Here is a 19,426-nt window from a genome sequence, read left to right on the forward strand (position 1 = left end):
GTCCGGCAGTTACAGCATCACGTCTATGTCGCACGCCTGAAGGTGGCGCATGGCAAGAAGACCGGCTTCTGGGGTAAAGTCACATGACGCAGCACTATGACATCATCCCAGATATTCACGCGGACATCGACCGCTTGACGCGAACGCTCCTGACCCTTGGCTATCTGCCCGGCAGCGCGTCATGGGCATATCCGGAGGGCCGCATCGCTGCCTTTCTCGGTGACTTCATCGATATGGGCCGCGAGAACCGGTCAGTTCTGAGCCTCGTCCGCACCATGCGCGATCAGGGGCATGCCGTCGCAATCATGGGCAATCACGAGCTTAATGCGCTGCTCTACCGTAACCGGCCGATTGTTACCGCGGTGGTTTTGCCCTGATGCGGGCGATGAGTTCCTTGTCATGGACGAAGTCGTCGAGGAATTCATGCCAGCTGTCGGTGGTTCTGCGGGCATCCCTGAGCATGTCGGTCAGCTCCTCGACGCCGTAGTCTGACAGTGCGGTGATGGTCTCTTCCGGACCGGTATAAACGCTGATGATTGAGCCGTAGGTCAGGTTGTCGTCATTCCAGACGATGGCTTCGAGAAGCTCCAGGTCTTCGCCGATCATTTTGGCGACGTAGTCGAGGGTGCAGATGTGGGTGATGGCAGCCATCAGGCGGCCTCGGCGTTTGCGACGGCGAATGGCGACCAATTCCACGGCAGTAGTTCATCGAGGCGATTGATCTTGTGGTCGTGGATGCGGTTGAGGATGTCAGTGAGATACGCTTGGGGATCGAGGCCGTTCATCTTGGCTGTTTCGATCACCGTCATTGCCGCGCGAGGGTCTCCGCGCCGGTGTCTGCCCCGGCGAATAGCCAATTTTTTCTTCCGATTCCAATCGGTCTGAGCGCGCGCTCTGCCGGATTGTTGTCGATGGCGACCCGGCCATCTTCAAGAACAGGCTGAATGCGGCGCGGCGGCTGATCCCATAGCGGAAGGCTTTGGCCAGATCGCCCTTGCCGGGGATAAGGGCAAGCTGGCTCTCCGACCATGCGAAGAAGGCCTCGACCTTTGGGACGCTGTATCTCTGGCGGGCAGCAAGGCGGGTGTCCGCAGAACGACCAGAGATTTCGCGTTCGATGTCGTAAAGCCCGCCGATCCGATCCAGCGCCTCGCGGGCAATGGCAGATTTGGTCTTGCTCCATTCGTCATGGAAGTCGCGGCGCAGATGCGCCCAGCATGCCGCTTCGCGCAGGCGGGGCGGGCTGTCACGTTCCGGTTCATAGAGCTTGGCATACCCCTTGTAGCCGTCGGCTTGCAGAATGCCGCGGGTATTGGCCAGATGGCGCTGGACGTGTTCTTCCTTCCAATCCGGCGCGAAGGTGTAGACCGCGCCAGGGGGAGACGCGCCTGCCCAAGGCCGCTGATCGCGCACATAGGCCCATATCCGGCCCTTCCTCACGCCCTTGCCCAGCCCTTGGTCGCGCAAGGATCTATCCAGAACACGGATTGGGGTGTCGTCGGCGTGAAGCACGTCACTGGCCATGATATCGGCCTCGATCCTCTCGATCAGCGGCTGCAAAACCTTCATCGCGCGCCCGCACCAGTCGACCAGCGTGCTGTCCGGGATATCGGCTCCCATGCGGGCAAAGATTTCGGCCTGGCGATAGAGGGGGAGATGGTCATCGTATTTCGAGATCAGAACGTAGGCCAGCAGCGCGGCGCTCGCCATGCTGCCGGGGATAGGGCGGCTGGGAGCGGGTTCCTGCACCATCTTCTCACACCGGCGGCAGGACTTCTTCAGGCGTGCGATCTGCAAGACCCTGAGCTGTGCCGCGACCAGGTCGAGCATGTCGCTGACATCCTCGCCGACAAGACGCAGGTCGCCGCCGCAGTCCGGGCAGCAGGTGCCGGGGTCAAGCTCTCGACGCTCGCGCGGCGTGGTATCCGACACGCGGGGACGACGGCGGGGCTTGTGAGCATCAGTATCGTTACTGGTGGATGCGGTCGCATCAGCATCCTCGTCCGTGGAGGCAGTCTCGCTTTCAGCGGCTGCGATCAGCAGGTCTTCCAGCGCCAGTTCAAGCTGTTCGATCTCGCGCTCGACCTTCTCTGAGGATTTGCCAAAAGCCTGCTTCTTCAGTTTTGCGATACGCAACCGCAGGGTCTGGATCAGCTGGTCATGGGCCCGGATTGTCGCCGACATCCGCGCATTCTCTGCCTGCAAGGCAGCGATCATCGCCTTCAAAAGCGCGGGGTCTTCGGGCAGGATTGCGGCATTGCTCGACATGCCGCTGATTACCACGAGGCAGTATAATAGGCCATAAAAACAAGGCATTTCAGCCGGATAAAATTACCCGACCCGCGCCGGTGGCGCACCCCAATCCGGCCGCCGCCAGTCGATCCCTTCCCACAACATAGCCAATTGCGCGGAGGTCAGACGCGCGGAACCGGAGGCCGTGTTCGGCCAGGGAAAGCGCCCGCGCTGGAGCACCTTGTAATAGAGGCAAAACCCTGGCCATCCCAATAAAGGAGCTTCAGCCGGTCACCCTTGCGTCCCCGAAACGCGAACACCGCACCGCCCGTCGGCTTCTGGCGCAGCACATCCTGCGCCAGTGCTGCCAAGCCCGCGATCCCCTTGCGCATGTCAGTCACACCGCAAGCCAGATACACGCGAACGCCAGTGCCCGGCCCGATCATGCTCCATCCACCGCGCGGATCAGCCGTGTGAGATCCCTGTCGCCGATGCCGCTCTCGAACCGCAGCATGCGCCCCTTGGCCAGACGAAGCTCGATCCAGGAAACCGGTGGTGGGGCCGAAGCGACTGGCACCTCGGCGACAGGCGTCACGCCGACCGGCAAAAACAGTGCCCCTGCATCCGGGGACCAGAGGCCCTTCCGCTTCAGTTCGCTACGCCACGCGTAGATCTGCTGACGGGTCACCTCATGGCGCTGAGCAACCTGCGTCACCGACGCGCCGCCCACACAAACCGCGCTCACAATCGCCAACTTACCCGCGTCATCCCAACGGCGACGCCGCTCGACCCCCAGAATTTCGCCCCGCATGACCCCTCCGCGCATAAGACACGTCGCTACCGACGTCGTTATGCACGTGTCTTAGGCGATCAGGCTGCCATGTGGCAGGCGGTGACAATCGGGCGGTTACGCTCTACCACCGACCGGGCCTGAACGCGGATGGCACGGACGATGGCTTCATGCGGGCGCATTCGGCAAAGAACAAGGACCAGCACAAGACGTTCCTGGATGAATTCCCGGTTGGACACCCGGACACGACTGAGATGATGGACTGGTTCCTGACTCTGCCGCTGTTCCTTGATCTGGGCGGCATGCGCATGGTCCATGCCTGCTGGGATGATGCACGCATGGCCCCCATCATGGACCGCCGTCAGGACGGCCTGCTGGCAATCGACGATCTGCAGGAGATCGCGCTTGAAGATGGGGGCAAGGCACCGCTTACACTGGAACTTCACGCCGTCAAACTGAAATAGACGTGGTCTCCAGCCACCGCTTACGGCCAAATCCTACTCCCGCAACCAAAAAAAACAACCATACCAGATGGTTAGAATCCGACAGAAAAACTTGTGTATAGCACTCGCAGTTTTACCTCAACGCCACCTCAACGTTTTGCTAGTCCCCCAGCGGAAGCGGGGGGCTTTTTGCGTCGGGGGCATCCGCTGCGAGATCAAATGAACTCGGTTGCTGCGATGACCTGGCCCAAGGATAGGTTGAACTCAGCTGCAGATGCAGCCAGCGCAATCTCGATCTCATGTCTGCTTCCCGCCTCTGAAAAGGTGATCCGGATCCCGTCATCAGTCAGCCCTATGCTCGCAGGGTCGAACTGCGCACCCCCGCGATTATAAAAGCGCAACAAATCGCCTTCGCCCGGGTTAAAATCTGCAACAGTCGTATCTGTCGAGGTTTTGGTAAACTCGAACACATCTGCTCCGCTGCCGCCAAACAGAACGTCCGTTCCAGTGCCGCCGAAAATCGTATCATCGCCCGCCCGGCCATAGATCATCTCATCGGCGTCAGAGCCCCAGATCACATCATTGCCCTCACCGCCATCGATCATGATCGACGCACCGGCAAGGCTGTAGTCTGGGCTGGTCAGGTCGATGATGTCGTCGCCCTCCATCCCGAAAATTCGCTGAATGTTGACGAACCTCTGCATGCTGTCGTTGCCGATATAGTCAGATGCCAACGTCAACGAGTGGTGAAACCCGGAATAAGCGTCGTGCAGGAAGAAGGCATCCCCTGGGTCGCCTAGATAGATTGTGTTGATGTCCGACCCCCCATCAATCACCGCCTCGATCTTCACCTTGCCGTCCAGATTGATGCGCTGGCCTGTACCAGTCTGGTTAGCCGAGCTGACGTTGTAGGCGACATACCGCGCTGTGTGATAAGCGGTGCCGATCAGTGTGACGCTATCGTTCCCCAAGTCGCCCAGCAGGTAGTCTGATCCGGTCCCAGCGATGATCTGGTCATCCCCAGCACCACCATCAATTTGATCAATCCCATGCCCTCCAACGAGCGTGTCGTTTCCAGAGCCTCCGTTGATCTGGTCATCTCCTGACCCGGCATCGACGTAGTTGTTTCCGCCACCGGTGAGGATGATATCTCTACCTGCTCCAGTATCGAAGTGGTCGTCGAAATTGCCGCCAACCAGACTATCATCTCCTGATCCGGTCTGGATGTGGACCCGATCGATGCTTTGCACCGACACACCATTGCCCAGCGTCTTGACCGTGTCGTTATCGACGGTCAGGTTCCACAGAATGGCAGCGGTTGTGCCCGACCAGTCAGCCCAGAGCGTGTCGGTGGCGTTCTCGACGCCATAGGCCGCAGTGATGACCGTTGTACCCCATTCGAGGAACAGGTTGTTACCGGGGCGGGTGGTTGCGCCGCGATATTCGATGCGGTCGATGTTGCTGACATCATACCAGCTGTTGTAGATGTAGCTGGAAAATCCATAGTATCCGCTCGATATCAGATGCGTGCCCGTTTCCGCCAGTTGCTCGGAAATCGTTGAAAATTCGGTGTTGGCGTCCAGGATCGGCCCTGATCCGAACTGGTGTCTGATCTGGCCAGCGGTGTAATTGCCGTCTGATCGCGCTTCCAGCACAAGCAGATCGTCGCCCGTGCCTCCATCTATCGTGGCGCGCGTGTCGCCAAAGGAGCTGCTATTGCCAGAACCGGCGAGGATCGTATCATCTCCGCTGCCGCCCAGAACCGTGTCACGTCCGTTCCTGACCTGACGCGCATCAATGTAGTCGTTCCCCGCACCAGAATCGACGTAATCGGTGTGGCTTGAGGCGTCTTGCAGAATGATCCGGTCGTTGCCCGATCCGGTCTGGATGTGGACCCGGTCGATGCTTTGCACTGTCACACCATTGCCCAGCGTTCTGACCGTGTCGTTGTCGACGGTCAGGTTCCACAGGATGGCCGCGGTCGTGCCCGACCAGTCCGCCCAGAGCGTGTCGGTGGCGTTTGCGACGCCATAGGCCGCCGTGATGACCGTCGTCCCCCATTCCAAGAACAGGTTATTGCCAGGGCGGTTCGCATCGCCGCGGTATTCGATGCGGTCGATGTTGCTGACATCATACCAGCTATTAAAGTCGGAATAACTATAGAGTCCGCTCGATATCAGATGCGTGCCCGTTTCCGCCAGTTGCTCGGAAATCGTCGTGAATTCGGTGTTGGCGTCCAGAATCGGTCCCGATCCGAACTGGTGTCTGATCTGGCCAGCGGTGTAATTGCCGTCTGATCGCGCTTCCAGCACAAGCAGATCCTCGCCCGTGCCTCCATCTATCGTGGCGCGCGTGTCGCCATAGACGCCGTTATTGGCGGAACCGGCGAGGATCGTATCATCTCCGCTGCCGCCCAGAACCGTGTCACGTCCGTTCCTGACCTGACGCGCATCAATGTAGTCGTTCCCCGCACCAGAATCGACGTAATCGGTGTGGCTTGAGGCGTCTTGCAGAATGATCCGGTCGTTGCCCGATCCGGTCTGGATGTGGACCCGGTCGATGCTTTGCACTGTCACACCATTGCCCAGCGTTCTGACCGTGTCGTTGTCGACGGTCAGGTTCCACAGGATGGCCGCGGTCGTGCCCGACCAGTCCGCCCAGAGCGTGTCGGTGGCGTTTGCGACGCCATAGGCCGCCGTGATGACCGTCGTCCCCCATTCCAAGAACAGGTTATTGCCAGGGCGGTTCGCATCGCCGCGGTATTCGATGCGGTCGATGTTGCTGACATCATACCAGCTATTAAAGTCGGAATAACTATAGAGTCCGCTCGATATCAGATGCGTGCCCGTTTCCGCCAGTTGCTCGGAAATCGTCGTGAATTCGGTGTTGGCGTCCAGAATCGGTCCCGATCCGAACTGGTGTCTGATCTGGCCAGCGGTGTAATTGCCGTCTGATCGCGCTTCCAGCACAAGCAGATCCTCGCCCGTGCCTCCATCTATCGTGGCGCGCGTGTCGCCATAGACGCCGTTATTGGCGGAACCGGCGAGGATCGTATCATCTCCGCTGCCGCCCAGAACCGTGTCACGTCCGTTCCTGACCTGACGCGCATCAATGTAGTCGTTCCCCGCACCAGAATCGACGTAATCGGTACCATCCCCATTCACGATGATGTCGTTTCCACCGCCACCGTATAGGCTATCGTCCCCATCCCCACCTGAAAGGATGTCGTTGCCGCCACCGCCTGTCAGGCGATCATTCCCGCCCATTCCTAAGGCAAGATCCTGTCCGGACGTGCCCGACCAAATATTGTCTAGCGAATCCCCGATGTAGTTCGACCCGCTGACCGTCGGCGGCGCCCCATCCTGAATTGTGAACGTCGCAGAAGCGAGAAAGATTGAAGCCGAATCCCTTGAGTCGGATTGGACAATCACTCCAAAGGTCTCATCTCCTTCCGGCACTGCATCTGCGTTGATGCGGACGGTGAAGGTCTCGCTCAAGTCACCCGCGGCAAAGACCACCGGGACGTTCAGGCGGCCGACATAGTCCCCGTCGTTGTAGAACCCCTGCGTCTGCGCGGTGCTGACATAAACCGTCTCTGCACCAAGGTTGGCCCCGCTGCGGGTGATGGTAAAGCTGATAGTGACATTCCCCTCGGACACGTTGCGCGTCGCAGGCGAGATGGACCACGTCGTACCATTGCCGACCGCATCCACAACGAACGTGCTCCCCGTCCGCGCCGCGGACTGCGCATCCGTCAGCGCGATCCGCACCGCCTCCCCCGCGCCAACGCCATCCAGTCGGGCGATACCGCGCCAGATGTCATCGCCGATATTGATTTCGAGAATTGCACCTGCCGGTAAGCCACCACTCGCCTCGATTGACCGCAGCCGGACGGTGGACGTCGATCCCGAGCCGTTGCTTGTAGCGAAGTTTATTCCGGAAAGGTCGATCACGTCGCCCTCAGCCGCAGCGAGAGTTCCGGCACCACGATTGTAGTCCGTGATTTGGTCTGGGTTTACACTCTGAAAAAGCGGGAAGTCATCATCAGCGAAAGAGAACACGTCTGACGCAAGTCCTCCTGCAAGCTTGTCGGCCCCACTACCGCCCTCTAAACGGTCTAGACCGCCATCGCCCCTTAGATCGTCTGCGCCATCGCCGCCATAAAGAAAGTCGTTTCCGCTTTCGCCGCGAAGAAGATCATTATCGTCCTCACCCCAAAGATAATCATGGGAAAGGCCACCATAGAGTACATCATTTCCATCTGAGCCACGCAGTAGATCGGCGCTGTCTAGCCCGCGCAAGTCATCGTTGCCGCCTCCGCCAATTAGTGTATCGCTGTAGGCACCGCCGTAGATTTCATCTGACCCTAAACCACCAACAAAAAAATTGTTCTGATCGCCATTTGGGCTAATCCGAGAACCATACTGCGCAACAATGAATGCCTGGCCGCACGGTGCCACAACGCCATTGACGAAGAATGTTCCATTAAATGCATTGACTTGATCGGCAGTAATTCCAAGGTCTGTCATATAACTGACAAGGCTAAGGTAACCTTGCATCGAATGGTAAGTCGTCCAGGAAGTTCCCGAATCGGGGGTAAAAATTCGAGTAAAATCTCCGGCAAGGTCGGAGAAGTCGCTCGCAAAATTGATAACGTCTTCATTGAAGTTTAAGGTGGTTAGATCGCTAGAGGCTGCCCCCACATCTGACCCAAGCTGATAGCCAGGGTCTGCGAAATTTATACCAACAACATCCAAGCTGCTTGGCCTAAGATTCCGCAAGTCCCACGAGGACATAAACAATGCGTCCACCATTGCAGCGCCAAGGCTGTGTCCGGTCACAAGAACTTCGGTGATCTCTGAATGTGAACTCAAATAGCTACGCAACTGATCTAAGAAGGTGTCCGCAAAATTATTGAAGTGGACGTCTCGATGTACCCAGTCCCAATGGTCGGTCCCGGGTGTCAGCCCTGTGTCGTTGGTTCCCCGGAACGAGAGTACCAAAGTATTGTCCCGAACTGCGACGAGCGCCGCAGCATTTCCAACCACAAAAAATCCGGCGGCTTCGCCAACCGCACCAGAGTTCAATGTCGTGAGGCCGGCTTCCGCCGAGGTTAGATAGCGCCATCCTTCACCCTGAAGGGCCGTGTACTCAGTAGAGGCCGCAGAGTTGGCGCGGTCGGACCCGCTCATGGGACTTTCGTTGCCAGCAAGGCTGTAGGCTGCAATACCGAACCTCGCGGCCGTCAGCATGTCTGTGTTTGTCGTTGACGCTGCAGCAGAGAGCCTTTCGTTTACGAATGCCACCGGATCTACCCAACCAGATGGCGCTCCAGAGGGGTTGTAACCGTCGTCGTCTGTCGGAAGCACGTTTCCAATCGTGATTTCGAGATGGAGGTGCGCAACGTCCGCATAACCACTCCTGCCAAGCGTTCCGATCTGGGTTCCGATCCCCAGCTGCTGCCCGACCGAAAGTGCTGAAACCGTGTCGAGGTGGGCGTATAGAGAATGAACCTGAGTTACCCACTGCCCGTTGATCAACGTCGGCTCAGGCAGATCGTGTCGTAGGACGATGTAGTTGCCGAAGCCTGTTGTCGCGGTACCCTGATTGGAAATAACCGCGACCACGATGCCGTTGCCGATCGCGTGAACAGGAGCGCCAAGATCTGTGTTTCCACCGCCTTCGCCGTTCCAGTCGACACCGAGATGGCGGGAACCTCCGATGTCTGGGTTCGGTTCATCGAAGCCGAAAGCAACGTAGAAGCCGTCACCGTCGTTTTCTGGAGAAGTAAGGCCATTTCCAAGAGGATTGCGAAAGGAGTTGGCTAAAAACGTTGCTGGCACGATCTACAGTCGGACTGTTGCCCGCTCCTCCATAAAACACCAAACTAAAACTCTACACCGGACATGGATTGCTGCAAGCTTTTCCTGCGAGCCTGGATGGGTCTATCTCTGTTCCGGTTTCACGCGACAGCCACCCACAGGTTGGCGCATTATTTTTTCTTGACAGAGACCGCATGATCACAAGCCACAATATGCACGCTTTGAATATGTGTGGCACATCGAAGACGTGCGTCTGTGGACTCGTTCTGACGATAAGCCCCACTCCAAGAAGATGACGCCTCATTAGACAGCGTCGCCGGGTCTGCTTCTTCACCTGCACGCCCTCATCTGGTTGTACAAGACTGCATAATCGGCCAACATCTGAATGATTATTGCGCTCTCTGGCAACGCGCCCACCTCGTCGGCGGCGCGCTTCATATCCACGCTGCTGTACTCCACAATCGGCGGGCAGGGCGCGATCGTGTCAGAACCGCCCGTCGCGCATGCGCTGAGCCAGAGCATCGCGATCAGCGGGGCGGCGGGCGGCTGCCTCGAGCATCTGGCGGTGGATTTCATGGGTTCTCTCCGATGTTGAAAGGCGTTCGGTCAGCCGCCCGGCGCGCTCACCGGCGCGGCGGAGGTTGAGGAGGAACAAAGCGATTGTGATTGCTGCCAGGAGGATGCACAGCGCTTTGCGCGCCGGGCTGCTAGCGAGGATCGTGGCAAGCCAGCCAATCATCGCTGGCCCCGCTTCCAGTCGTCGACGCGGGCGTGGATGGCAACCGCGATGCCTGCCAGCGCCACGGCGATGAATACCCAGCGCAGAGTGTCGAGGTAGGGCACCAGGGGCAGAATGGCGGATTGCGTTTCCGCCAGAACCTCATGCGTGACTTCAACACCCGCAGCGCCGACGGTTGCGATGCCCGCCGCCCCGCCACCCTTCAGGGTGCGGCTGTCGGCAAGCACCTCGCGGGCAGGCTGAGTTTCCGCCACGAAGGGCGTGGCGCGGACCGGGAAGGGGTCACCCCAGGATCGCGCTGGCCCGAGGTCGATGTGCATGAATCCCGAGCGGGGATAGGTGCCGAAGCCGAGGAAACCGACCGCGCGGGCGGCCTCAGCGAACTTGACCGGGTCATGGTTTGACATGGCGATGTCAAACGCCGTGCCCAACATGTGCTTGGAGGCCGGCGCCCCGCCGACGGCGCGGTTGTGGCTGGGGCTGCGATAGCCGGAGCGGACGATCAGCGGCTTGCCGAGCCGGTTGCGCAGGGACTGCAGCTTGTCCATCGCCTCGGTGTTGATCTTGATCGCGCCGGTACCGCGGCAGGCGATTTCGGCTGGGGAAAAGCTGGGCCAGCGCCATGCGCTTTCGGGCACGTCGCGGAAATGTGCATAGGTCGTGGTTGGCATGATGGGTCTCCAGAAATGCAAAACCTCGCCTCGAGGGCGTGTGGAGTGGCAGATTCAGTGTGGTTTTGGTCTCGGTCAGTCGGTGCGGCCGCGCTGGAACGCCTCAAACATCAGATCCCGCATGGCGCGGATGTCCGTCTCGATGCGTTCCAGCCGGTCTGCATCGCCCTTGCGGTCCTCGGCGCGCTGGCGGTCCACGCGGTCGCGTTCGGCCAGCAGTTCGCGGTCCAGCCGCAACAGCATCGCGTTATTGGTGAAGGCGCGGCGCGTGACGGCGGCCAAGAGCGCGATGAAGCCGCCGATCAACGCGGTGATGGCGGCGGTCAATCCGTTGTCGCGGAAGGTCCGCGACGCGCAGGGGCGCACGCTCGCCCGCCTTTCCCGCGCTTTCACCCCGCCGGAAGGTACAACGTTTCTGCGTGGCGAGGTCGCGGCCGTCCTGCGTTGGCGCAAGGAAGATGGTGACGACGTCTACCACCATCTGCTCCGCCGCGATGAATGGGAGGTCATCCTGCCCGAACTGTTATTCGAGGGAGGCGGTTGATCGGTTCTTGGCTCGCGGATTGCTTTGGGTTCGCAGTATCGGAGAATTGCGGATGTCGGGCATCCGGTTGTCAGCAGACTGCATTTTGATCTCAAGCACAGGGCAAAGTCCTTTTCGTGGCAGGGGCTGGCGACTGCGCGCCGCTGGGTGCGTACCTGCGAACCGCGCACCCAAAGGTGCGAACCCAGAAAAAACATCTCACGCTAGTCACCCGGAACCAAATTTGCCATCATTGATATGAGGCAAAGTTTTGGGGGTATGGCATGCGGGGTCGGGCATCGGTTGCGATTGCACTCAGCGAAGAGGAACGCGTTTTTCTGGAAGCGCAGTTGCGCAGGCACAAGGCGGCGCGGTCGCTCTCCGACAGGTGCCGGATCGTGTTGAGATGCGCTGGCGGTTTGACCAGCAAGGAGATCGCCGCCGAACTCGGCCATTCCGAGCATACGGTCGGCAAGTGGCGGCGGCGGTTTGCCGAGCACCGCATCGAAGGCCTTTCTGACGAGTATCGCGCGGGCCGCCCACGAACGATCTCAGACGAACAGGTTGCCGACGGGCACGAAGGTGTGGATTGCAGGTGGTGTGACGGATATGCGGCGTTATGCAGCGGCCACGATTATGCGGAGTCCTTCGCGACGAGGGCAATTTTAGGCATTAATTGCAGGATAATAAAATATCTCTGCAGGGCGACAGCGCGGCATAATCTAAACTTCCCAAGCGCCATTCTGGCACATGGGAGAGTAGATATGAACGTCATCAAAAGACAGGCCCCGGCACCAAGGACCATGGACGCGGGCGAACTGACGCCGTGGGTCAACCAGTTTGCTGAAGAACTCACTTTGCTGAGGTACTCACCGCTGACCATCCAAGGCTACACCGATTGCGCTCGCCATTTTGCCGCGTGGCTTGCAATTGAGAAGGTCGAACTCGGTTTCATCGACCACGACATTCTTGGCCGGTTCGCCAAGCATCGTTGTCGTTGGGGGCACACGGCGAGCCGTGCCCTGCTCGACTGGCTATCTTAACCGTGTTCATCGTTTTATCTCGTTTCTTGCCAGACGTGGCATCATCGCTCCTCTGGCTGAGGCCGTCGCAAACTCCGTTGACCCTCTGGTTGGCGATTTCCAGGAATGGCTCCTGCGACATCGAGGCATTCGCGAACAGACAGCCGTACGACACGGGAGAATGGTCATGCGGCTTCTCCCGTCACTGGGATCGGATCCGCACGCTTATGGCCCAGCTGGCATCCGAATGGCTATTCTCAACGAAGCCCAACACTGCTCCGTAGTTTACACCAAGACAATGATGACCGCACTGCGCGGATATTTGCGCTTTCTGGCAGCGTCCGATCGCTGTCGCCCTGGTCTTGAACACGCCGTGCCACGCATTCCGCAATGGCGACTATCATCATTGCCGCGCTATCTGTCACCCGATCAGGTCGAACGTGTCGTGGCGTCCTGCGATCTTCAAACCAGGCGGGGTATTCGAGATCGCGCGATTCTACTCCTCCTTGCCCGTCTCGGATTGCGGGCGGGCGACATTTCGGAGATGCGACTTCAGCACATTGATTGGCGTTCGGGAACCCTGCGTGTCAAGGGCAAGGGACGATCCGAGACTCTTTTGCCTCTACCGCAGGATGCGGGCGATGCCGTGCTCGGCTATCTGAATGACGCTCGGCCAGCTGTTGACGACGACCGCATGTTCCTGACAGTAACCGCGCCATTTCGGCCGTTTCATGGTTCTCCGTCTATTTCTCAGATCGTTTCTCATGCTTTGACGCGCTCTGGCATTGAGGATCCGCCATCACGCGGAGCGAACTTGCTACGCCATTCGGCAGCTACACACCTGCTCCGAAGCGGTGCCACTTTGCAGTCGATTGGCGCGGTTTTGCGACACAAGTCCGTGGAGACCACGGTCCTATACGCCAAAGTCGATGTCATCATGCTGGAGCGGATCGCACAACCGTGGCCGGGAGAAGTGTCATGCTGACCGACGATCTTTCGCGCTACGTCGCGCTTCACGAGGCGATGGGTTTCAAATTCCGAACGCAGCGGATCTTGCTGCGCATGTTCGTGACCTACGCTGAGCATCACGGCGACGGCATGGTCAAAAGCGATCGAGTCATCGCATGGGCAATCCAGGCACCTTCTCCCGAACAACGACGCAACCGGCTGCTTACGGTACGCCGGTTCGCGATCGCGATGCACGCCGAAGATCCCGGGCATGAAGTGCCGGCGGCTGACGCGTTGGGTCGAGGGTTATTTCGGCGGAAGCAGCCATATATCTATTCGGCCGAGGAGATTGAGGGTCTCATGGTCGCGGCGGCTTCGCTTGGTCCGATCGGTACGCTTCGACCGCTTACTTATTACACATTGTTTGGGTTGCTCGCCGCGACCGGAATGCGGATATCCGAAGCGCTGGCTTTACGACTTGGCGATGTCACCGACGACGGACTGGTCATCGCCAGCACCAAGTTCAAGAAGAGCAGGCTTGTTCCGATTCACAGCACGACCCGTGCGGCAATCGATCGCTATCTCTCCGCTCGTTTGTCGATCATCGGGGAGACTACCGCGCTGTTCTTATCCAACGAAGGTACTCCGCCGCGCTACGACACGGTCAGTGCGATCTTCCGGAAAATTTCGCGCAAGATCGGATTGAGGGGTGCTCCGGGACAGCCGGGACCGCGTATCCACGACATGAGGCACAGCTTCGCCGTGAGATCGCTGGAACAATGCCCATGCGACAACGACGCCGTATCCCGCCACATCCTCGCTCTCAGCACGTATCTCGGCCATGCGCATGTTCACGACACTTACTGGTATCTTCAGGCCATACCAAGCTTGATGGCGCAGATCGCAGATATTGCCGAGACCTTCGACCGGACAGGTGCAGCATGACCGCGCTCGCACCCGCTCTTTCCCGGTTTCTTCGAGAACACCTGCCTCGCGATCAGCGCGCCAGCCCGCACACCTGTGACGCTTACGCCTATAGCTTTCAATTGCTCGTCACCTTTGCTGCGCGGCAGCTCCAAAAGGCCCCATCGCAATTGGAAGTAGAAGATATCGGGGTGCCAATGATCCTATCCTTCCTCGAGCATATCGAACGGGATCGCGGCAACTCGGCTCGATCCCGTAATGCTCGATTAGCGGCCATCAAATCGTTCTTCCGATTCTTGGAGTATCGTGTGCCGGCTTGCCTTGATCAGTCGCTTCGCGTCCGGGCCATCCCAATAAAGAAGACCGACCAGACGCTAGTCGCTTCGCTGACAAGGGCTGAGATTCAGGCGCTCATCGACGCGCCCGATCCCAAGACCATTTACGGTGCCCGAGACCGCGCAATGCTCCACCTCGCCTTCTCGGCGGGCCTGCGGGTTTCCGAGTTGGTCGGACTGCAGCTCGATCAACTCGAACTCCGAAGTCCGGCCACTATCCACGTCATCGGCAAGGGCGGCGGAGCGCGTGCTGCCACTGTGGAAGGAGGGCGTCATTGCGCTCAAAGCCTGGCTTGCCGTCCGCCAACAGCGACAAGATGGAGCGCTATTTCTCAACGCTGCGGGCTTCGCGATGACCAGATCCGGGTTCGAATATATCCTGGCCAAACACGTGATCACCGCCGCCCAATCTTTTCCATCAATTGCGGCAAAGCGCGTGACACCTCATGTGTTGAGGCACAGCTGTGCCCAACACATGCTGCGCGCCACGCGCGATATTCGAAAGGTGGCGCTGTGGCTAGGCCACGCCAATCTCCAAAGCACCGAGGTCTACTTGCGCGCTGATCCGAACGACAAGCTCGAAGCCTTGGCGGCCGCAAGCTCCCCGACCCTGCAGCCGGGTACGTTCTCGCCGCCGGACAAGCTCATTGCCATGTTGAAGGAGGCACGCCGCTCAAATTATGCTGAGTGACAATTTTCCGATTCCTCAGCGATCTTTGCTTCGTCGCTGAGGACTCCACATAATCATGGCCGCCGCATAACGCCGCTTATGTGCTGCAGCACATAAGCGGCGCGGGATGAACACCTTGGCGTTGTCGGTCCAGCAGGGCCTTGGACGTGACCCGCATGCCGGCGAGATCTTCTGCTTCCGGGGGCGCCGTGGCGACTTGGTCAAGCTTTTGTGGCATGATGGGGTCGGTATGTCGCTGTATCTGAAACGCCTTGAGGCAGGAAAGTTCATCTGGCCTGTCAGTCAGGACGGGACGGCTGTGGTGATATCAGCCGCCCAACTCGGCTATCTTCTCGAAGGCATAGACTGGAGAAATCCGCGCTGGACACAGAGGCCTAAATCGGCTGGATAATTTATAGATAACCGACTGTTTTTGTTGGAATTTTGTGGCGTTTATGGTAGACATTTGCCGTGTCAGATGCCACCTTGCAGATCGCCGAATTGCGCGCCGCGCTTGCTGCGTAGACTGCCTCGGCTGAGGCTGCACAAGCCCGCGTACAGGCGGCGGAAGCCGAATTGGCGCGGGCGCGCGCCCTGGCCTCCTGCACGGAAGCGATGATCCAGGAGTTGAAGCTGGAGATCGCCAAGCTGCGTCGCGACAAATACGGCATCGCTTCCGAGCGCTGGGCGCGCCTATGCTCGACGAATAATGCCGCCGAGCGTGCCCTCAGAGGCATCGCATTGGGCAGAAAGTCGTGGCTTTTTGCAGGGTCGGAACGTGGTGGCGACAGGGCGGCCTTCATGTATAGACGCGCTGTGGCAACTCTGGCTTCTGCAAAAAGACATGGGGCCGGGCGCGATCCCGGAGAGGGTGGTGATATCGCAAGCAGATCCGGTCAATTGCCCGATCCGCCTTCCCACTTTGTTCTCTTGCTGTGCGGTCCGGTCGCGGCGCTTTGCAGTAGACCCTGATGCTGGGATCAATAGAAGCGGGGCATCACAATAAACCGGAACCTGCCGATGATCCGTCACACCCTTAAATCCCTGTCGTCTATACCCGCAATCGGGGCGGATATGGTCATAGACGTGCGTGCGCCCTGCGAGTTTGCCGAAGACCATGTGCCGGGGGCGGTTAATCTGCCGGTGCTGACGGACGACGAGCGGGTCTATGTCGGCACGATCTACGCACAACAAAGCCCGTTTCTGGCACGCAAGGTTGGTGCGGCGCTTGTCGCAACCAATGCAGCACGGCATTTGCGGGGGCCACTTTCGGAATTTCAGGGCGATTGGCAGCCATTGGTGTATTGCTGGCGGGGTGGGCAACGGTCGGGCGCGTTCGCGACAATTCTCGATCAGGTCGGCTGGCGGGTGCATCTGATTGAGGGTGGATATCGCAGCTACCGCCGTCACATCAGCGAAATGTTGTACGATGTGCCGCTTGCACACCGGATCAGGTTGATCGACGGATGCACCGGCACGGCGAAAACGGCGCTTTTGCACCGGTTGCGCGACGCAGGTGCGCAAATTCTGGATCTGGAGGGGTTGGCGGCGCATCGCGGATCGCTGTTCGGGGGGCTGGATGTGACCCAGCCGTCCCAGAAAATGTTCGAGTCGCGGTTGGCCACAGCGCTTGCGAACCTTGATCCCGCGCGTCTGACATGGGTCGAGGGAGAGAGCAGCAAGATCGGCGTGCGAATGATCCCGCCCGCCCTTTGGGCCGCGATGCGGGCCGCGCCACGCATAGAGATAACCGCGCCCGTTTCTGCGCGCGCAGCGTTTCTGGCAACAGCCTATCGCGATCTGACAGAAAACCCGCAGGTCTTGATTGGGTTGATCGGGCGACTGCAGGGGTATCACGCCACACAGACGATCGCTGAGTGGCAGGCATTGGCCCGCGCAGGGCAGTGGGAGAGCCTTGCCGCACGGCTGATGGTCGAGCATTATGACGCGCGCTACCTAAAATCGCAGGCCCGCGCAGACCAGATACCGCAGCAGGTTTCCCTTGCCGCGCTGGATCCCCAGACCCTTGCGCAAACCGCTAAAGACCTGATCGTGCGTTTCAGCTGACTTTGACTGGACCTTCGCCTGCCAGCAGCGTTCCGATGATCACCGCGTACTGCCCCTGCGCCTTTAACGCGGCGACGACCCGCTGTGCCGCCGCAAGGGGAAGGGCGGCCAGAAGACCGCCAGCGGTCTGGGGATCATGGAGCAGCGGATCGGACAGGCCCGACGTTGGCGCATCCGCGATATTTGCCGATAAAAGGGATGACTGGTATCCGGCTTCTGACAGCGCCTGTGCGCCGTCATAAAAGGGTATCTTGTCGTGTTGGATTTCGGCCTGCACACCTGAGGCTGCACAGATCGCCTGAATATGACCGATCAGTCCGAAGCCCGTCACGTCCGTCATCGCATGTGCCGCGTGCAACATCTGTGCCGCGATATGTTGCGGCTGCTCCATCACGGCAAGTGCCTGTGCCACGACACGGGCAGGGGCTGCGCCCGCCATATGCGCCGCCAGTATGACCCCAGATCCGATCGGTCGTGTCAGAACCAAGGCATCGCCCGCGCGCGCGCCCGCAACGGTGATCGGCATGTCCGGGCGCACACCGGTCACGGTAAACCCGATGGTCATCTCGGCGCCCATCGTTGTGTGGCCACCGACCACCGTCGCGCCCGCCTGCGAAAAGACAGCCTGCGCTGCCGTATTGATCTCGTGCAATGTGCGCTGCTGAAGGGTGGCAGACATGCGTGGCAGGATAATACTGGACAGACCCGCCTGTGGCGTTGCGCCCATCGCCCAGATATCGCCAAGTGCATGAACCGCCGCGATGCGGGTCATTTGAACCGGATCGTCGACAAAGGCGCGCAGATGATCTGTGCTCAGCACCTGGAAGCCACCGTTGGCCACGCGAAGGATGGCCGCATCATCGCCCGGTCCCGTCACGACATCCGGATGCAGGGTGCCAGAGGCAGGGCCGATGGCGTTTTTCAGAACTGCGCTGCCAACTTTGGCGCCGCATCCGCCACACAGCGGGCGGGACTGCGCGTCCTCGCGCACACCCGTCGCAACAACGGCGGGCAGGGCAGGGGCATTCATCGCGGGCAGCGCGCCCAGTTTGTCCATGAAAGCGCGATCGATCCTGTCTTTCCACCGCCACAGAAGGGGGCGGGCCAGCGTCAGGCCGTATTTCTCGGCCATTGCGGATTTACCACCCAGCGAGATCAGTTTGAGATAGGAACGCTGCGGGTGGAAAGGTTTCAGGGAGCCACCGGACAGGGCCGCGCGCAGATTGTGATACAGAACGGGGGCCGCGCGCACCGCAAACACCCCCGCTTTGGGGCGTGGGGCAAAGGGCATATGCGCACAATCCCCGACGGCGAACAGATTCTCATCCCCCATGACGCGCAAGTCGGGATCGGTCACGATGAATCCGTCCTGCTGTGGCAGGTCCGTTTGCGAAACCCAAGAGTGTGCAAACGCACCCGCTGCCCCCACGCACAGGGCTGCCATAACGGGCGAATGATCTGCCAGTATGACCTCGCCTGCCTTGATCCGTTCGACCCGCGCATCTGTCAGGATCCGGATCCCCAGATCCTGCATCTTGCGATATAGCGCCGTGCGCGCCCGCGCGCCCACACCGGATATATCCGGCCCCGCCTCGATCACGGTTACCTGCGGTATGACGCCGGTTTCGTGCAGCGCAAAGGCCATCGCCATCGCAAGTTCGCATCCCGCGACCCCGCCGCCAATCACTGCAACGGTTGGCGGTTTGGCTCCCGCGCCCACTGCCTCCAGGAACCCGCGCCATGCCTGTGCATAGATATCCAGCGGCTTGGCCCCTACGGCATGGTCGGCAAAGCCCGGAATTTCCATGCGCCCAGTGATGCCGATGTCTATAGAGGCGATATCGTAGGCGACCGGCCCGCGACCTGCCACATTGATGAACCGTGCCGCACGGTCGATCCCTGTCGCGTGGCTCAGGATCAGGCGCGCGCCCGCAAATCTGGCGAGGCGCATCAGGTCGATCTCCAGCGTATCACGGCCGTAATGTCCTGCGATATGGCCGGGCAACATTCCGGTATAGGGTGCTGTCGGGCCGGGGTTGATGATTGTCAGCCGCGCACCGGGCAGCGGGTTCATACCCCATTTTCGCAGTACCAGTGCATGGGCATGCCCGCCTCCAACCAGCACAAGATCACGGGTAAGGGGGATGGAATTCAACATCTGGAGACTGCCGATTCAAGTATGATGATCATCATGGGTGCGTGTCTGCCTGCTGGGCAAGGAAATGTCCAACCATGCCGCA

Annotated in this window: 14 protein-coding genes and 5 pseudogenes; 11 read left to right on the top strand and 8 right to left on the bottom strand. The window is 59.6% G+C overall.

Features of this window, described 5'->3' with window-relative positions:
• Positions 1–83: 83 nt before the first annotated feature.
• A complete protein-coding gene (locus tag H9529_RS00095; RefSeq protein ID WP_190305677.1) occupies positions 84–377 on the top strand; it encodes a metallophosphoesterase in 294 nt (97 codons plus the stop codon).
• Here H9529_RS00095 and H9529_RS00100 read toward each other — a convergent pair.
• From H9529_RS00100 to tnpA, 4 genes and pseudogenes are all read right to left on the bottom strand, one after another.
• Positions 355–651, bottom strand: a complete 297-nt coding sequence (locus H9529_RS00100; RefSeq protein ID WP_190305596.1) for a hypothetical protein — start codon at positions 649–651, stop codon at positions 355–357. The genes H9529_RS00095 and H9529_RS00100 overlap by 23 nt on opposite strands.
• Positions 651–2,268: pseudogene (gene tnpC, locus H9529_RS00105) on the bottom strand (IS66 family transposase). Before tnpC ends, H9529_RS00100 begins: the two are co-directional and overlap by 1 nt.
• A gap of 63 nt (positions 2,269–2,331) precedes the next feature.
• Positions 2,332–2,678, bottom strand: a pseudogene (gene tnpB, locus H9529_RS00110) (IS66 family insertion sequence element accessory protein TnpB).
• A complete protein-coding gene (tnpA, locus tag H9529_RS00115; RefSeq protein ID WP_190305678.1) occupies positions 2,675–3,043 on the bottom strand; it encodes an IS66-like element accessory protein TnpA in 369 nt (122 codons plus the stop codon). The pseudogene tnpB (H9529_RS00110) and the gene tnpA overlap by 4 nt, the downstream one beginning before the upstream one ends.
• 71 nt (positions 3,044–3,114) lie before the next feature.
• Here tnpA and H9529_RS00120 point away from each other — a divergent pair, with 71 nt between their 5' ends.
• Entirely contained in the window at positions 3,115–3,486 is a 372-nt protein-coding gene (locus H9529_RS00120) for a metallophosphoesterase family protein (protein ID WP_092892998.1), read from the top strand.
• Between the two features lie 194 nt (positions 3,487–3,680).
• On the opposite strand, the gene H9529_RS21190 is transcribed toward H9529_RS00120, so the two are convergent.
• Positions 3,681–9,308 carry a peptidoglycan DD-metalloendopeptidase family protein gene (locus tag H9529_RS21190; RefSeq protein WP_190305679.1) on the bottom strand — a complete coding sequence of 1,876 codons (5,628 nt, stop codon included), beginning with the start codon at positions 9,306–9,308 and terminating at the stop codon, positions 3,681–3,683.
• A gap of 364 nt (positions 9,309–9,672) precedes the next feature.
• Between H9529_RS21190 and H9529_RS21195 the strand changes: the two genes are divergently transcribed.
• A complete protein-coding gene (locus tag H9529_RS21195; protein WP_317889635.1) occupies positions 9,673–9,882 on the top strand; it encodes a hypothetical protein in 210 nt (69 codons plus the stop codon).
• Between the two features lie 140 nt (positions 9,883–10,022).
• On the opposite strand, the gene H9529_RS00135 is transcribed toward H9529_RS21195, so the two are convergent.
• Positions 10,023–10,697 (bottom strand): YcbK family protein, encoded by a 675-nt coding sequence (locus tag H9529_RS00135; protein ID WP_092892910.1) that lies wholly within the window; start codon positions 10,695–10,697, stop codon positions 10,023–10,025.
• 75 nt (positions 10,698–10,772) lie between these two features.
• Positions 10,773–11,063, bottom strand: a complete 291-nt coding sequence (locus tag H9529_RS00140; RefSeq protein ID WP_092892912.1) for a hypothetical protein — start codon at positions 11,061–11,063, stop codon at positions 10,773–10,775.
• Between H9529_RS00140 and H9529_RS00145 the strand changes: the two genes are divergently transcribed.
• From H9529_RS00145 to mnmH, 8 genes and pseudogenes are all read left to right on the top strand, one after another.
• Positions 10,966–11,241 (top strand): hypothetical protein, encoded by a 276-nt coding sequence (locus H9529_RS00145; RefSeq protein WP_218132196.1) that lies wholly within the window; start codon positions 10,966–10,968, stop codon positions 11,239–11,241. The genes H9529_RS00140 and H9529_RS00145 overlap by 98 nt on opposite strands.
• 263 nt (positions 11,242–11,504) lie before the next feature.
• A pseudogene (locus H9529_RS00150) lies at positions 11,505–11,792 on the top strand (helix-turn-helix domain-containing protein); the annotation flags it as partial.
• 697 nt (positions 11,793–12,489) lie between these two features.
• The gene (locus tag H9529_RS20515; protein ID WP_223814240.1) at positions 12,490–13,227 is read left to right on the top strand and encodes a tyrosine-type recombinase/integrase; all 738 of its coding nucleotides are present in this window, start codon (positions 12,490–12,492) and stop codon (positions 13,225–13,227) included.
• Complete coding sequence (locus H9529_RS00160) at positions 13,221–14,135, top strand: tyrosine-type recombinase/integrase (RefSeq protein WP_092892950.1); 915 nt, start codon at positions 13,221–13,223, stop codon at positions 14,133–14,135. Before H9529_RS20515 ends, H9529_RS00160 begins: the two co-directional genes overlap by 7 nt.
• A pseudogene (locus H9529_RS00165) lies at positions 14,132–15,140 on the top strand (tyrosine-type recombinase/integrase). The gene H9529_RS00160 and the pseudogene H9529_RS00165 overlap by 4 nt, the downstream one beginning before the upstream one ends.
• A 106-nt stretch (positions 15,141–15,246) precedes the next feature.
• Positions 15,247–15,531 (top strand): IS66 family insertion sequence element accessory protein TnpB, encoded by a 285-nt coding sequence (tnpB, locus tag H9529_RS00170; protein WP_092885437.1) that lies wholly within the window; start codon positions 15,247–15,249, stop codon positions 15,529–15,531.
• A gap of 80 nt (positions 15,532–15,611) precedes the next feature.
• Positions 15,612–15,926 (top strand): annotated as a pseudogene (locus tag H9529_RS21285) (IS66 family transposase); the annotation flags it as partial.
• 213 nt (positions 15,927–16,139) lie between these two features.
• On the top strand, positions 16,140–17,186 hold the full coding sequence (mnmH, locus tag H9529_RS00185) for a tRNA 2-selenouridine(34) synthase MnmH (protein ID WP_092885440.1): 1,047 nt from the start codon (positions 16,140–16,142) through the stop codon (positions 17,184–17,186).
• Here the strand turns inward: mnmH and selD are convergent.
• Positions 17,179–19,344: a selenide, water dikinase SelD gene (gene selD / locus H9529_RS00190; protein ID WP_092885442.1), complete on the bottom strand. Its 2,166-nt coding sequence runs from the start codon at positions 19,342–19,344 to the stop codon at positions 17,179–17,181. The two genes, mnmH and selD, sit on opposite strands and share 8 nt — an antisense overlap.
• Positions 19,345–19,426 lie beyond the last annotated feature (82 nt).

The organism is Roseicitreum antarcticum, from assembly GCF_014681765.1.
GTDB classification, from domain to species: domain Bacteria; phylum Pseudomonadota; class Alphaproteobacteria; order Rhodobacterales; family Rhodobacteraceae; genus Roseicitreum; species Roseicitreum antarcticum.

What these genes read in the sequence shown, in the direction of transcription:
- H9529_RS00095 (WP_190305677.1), top strand. Translation starts at nt 84, where the DNA reads ATGACGCAGCACTATGACATCATCCCAGATATTCACGCGGACATCGAC.
- H9529_RS00100 (WP_190305596.1), bottom strand. Translation starts at nt 651, where the DNA reads ATGGCTGCCATCACCCACATCTGCACCCTCGACTACGTCGCCAAAATG.
- tnpA (WP_190305678.1), bottom strand. Translation starts at nt 3,043, where the DNA reads ATGCGGGGCGAAATTCTGGGGGTCGAGCGGCGTCGCCGTTGGGATGAC.
- H9529_RS21195 (WP_317889635.1), top strand. Translation starts at nt 9,673, where the DNA reads ATGATTATTGCGCTCTCTGGCAACGCGCCCACCTCGTCGGCGGCGCGC.
- H9529_RS00135 (WP_092892910.1), bottom strand. Translation starts at nt 10,697, where the DNA reads ATGCCAACCACGACCTATGCACATTTCCGCGACGTGCCCGAAAGCGCA.
- H9529_RS20515 (WP_223814240.1), top strand. Translation starts at nt 12,490, where the DNA reads ATGGCTATTCTCAACGAAGCCCAACACTGCTCCGTAGTTTACACCAAG.
- H9529_RS00160 (WP_092892950.1), top strand. Translation starts at nt 13,221, where the DNA reads ATGCTGACCGACGATCTTTCGCGCTACGTCGCGCTTCACGAGGCGATG.
- tnpB (WP_092885437.1), top strand. Translation starts at nt 15,247, where the DNA reads ATGAACACCTTGGCGTTGTCGGTCCAGCAGGGCCTTGGACGTGACCCG.
- mnmH (WP_092885440.1), top strand. Translation starts at nt 16,140, where the DNA reads ATGATCCGTCACACCCTTAAATCCCTGTCGTCTATACCCGCAATCGGG.
- selD (WP_092885442.1), bottom strand. Translation starts at nt 19,344, where the DNA reads ATGTTGAATTCCATCCCCCTTACCCGTGATCTTGTGCTGGTTGGAGGC.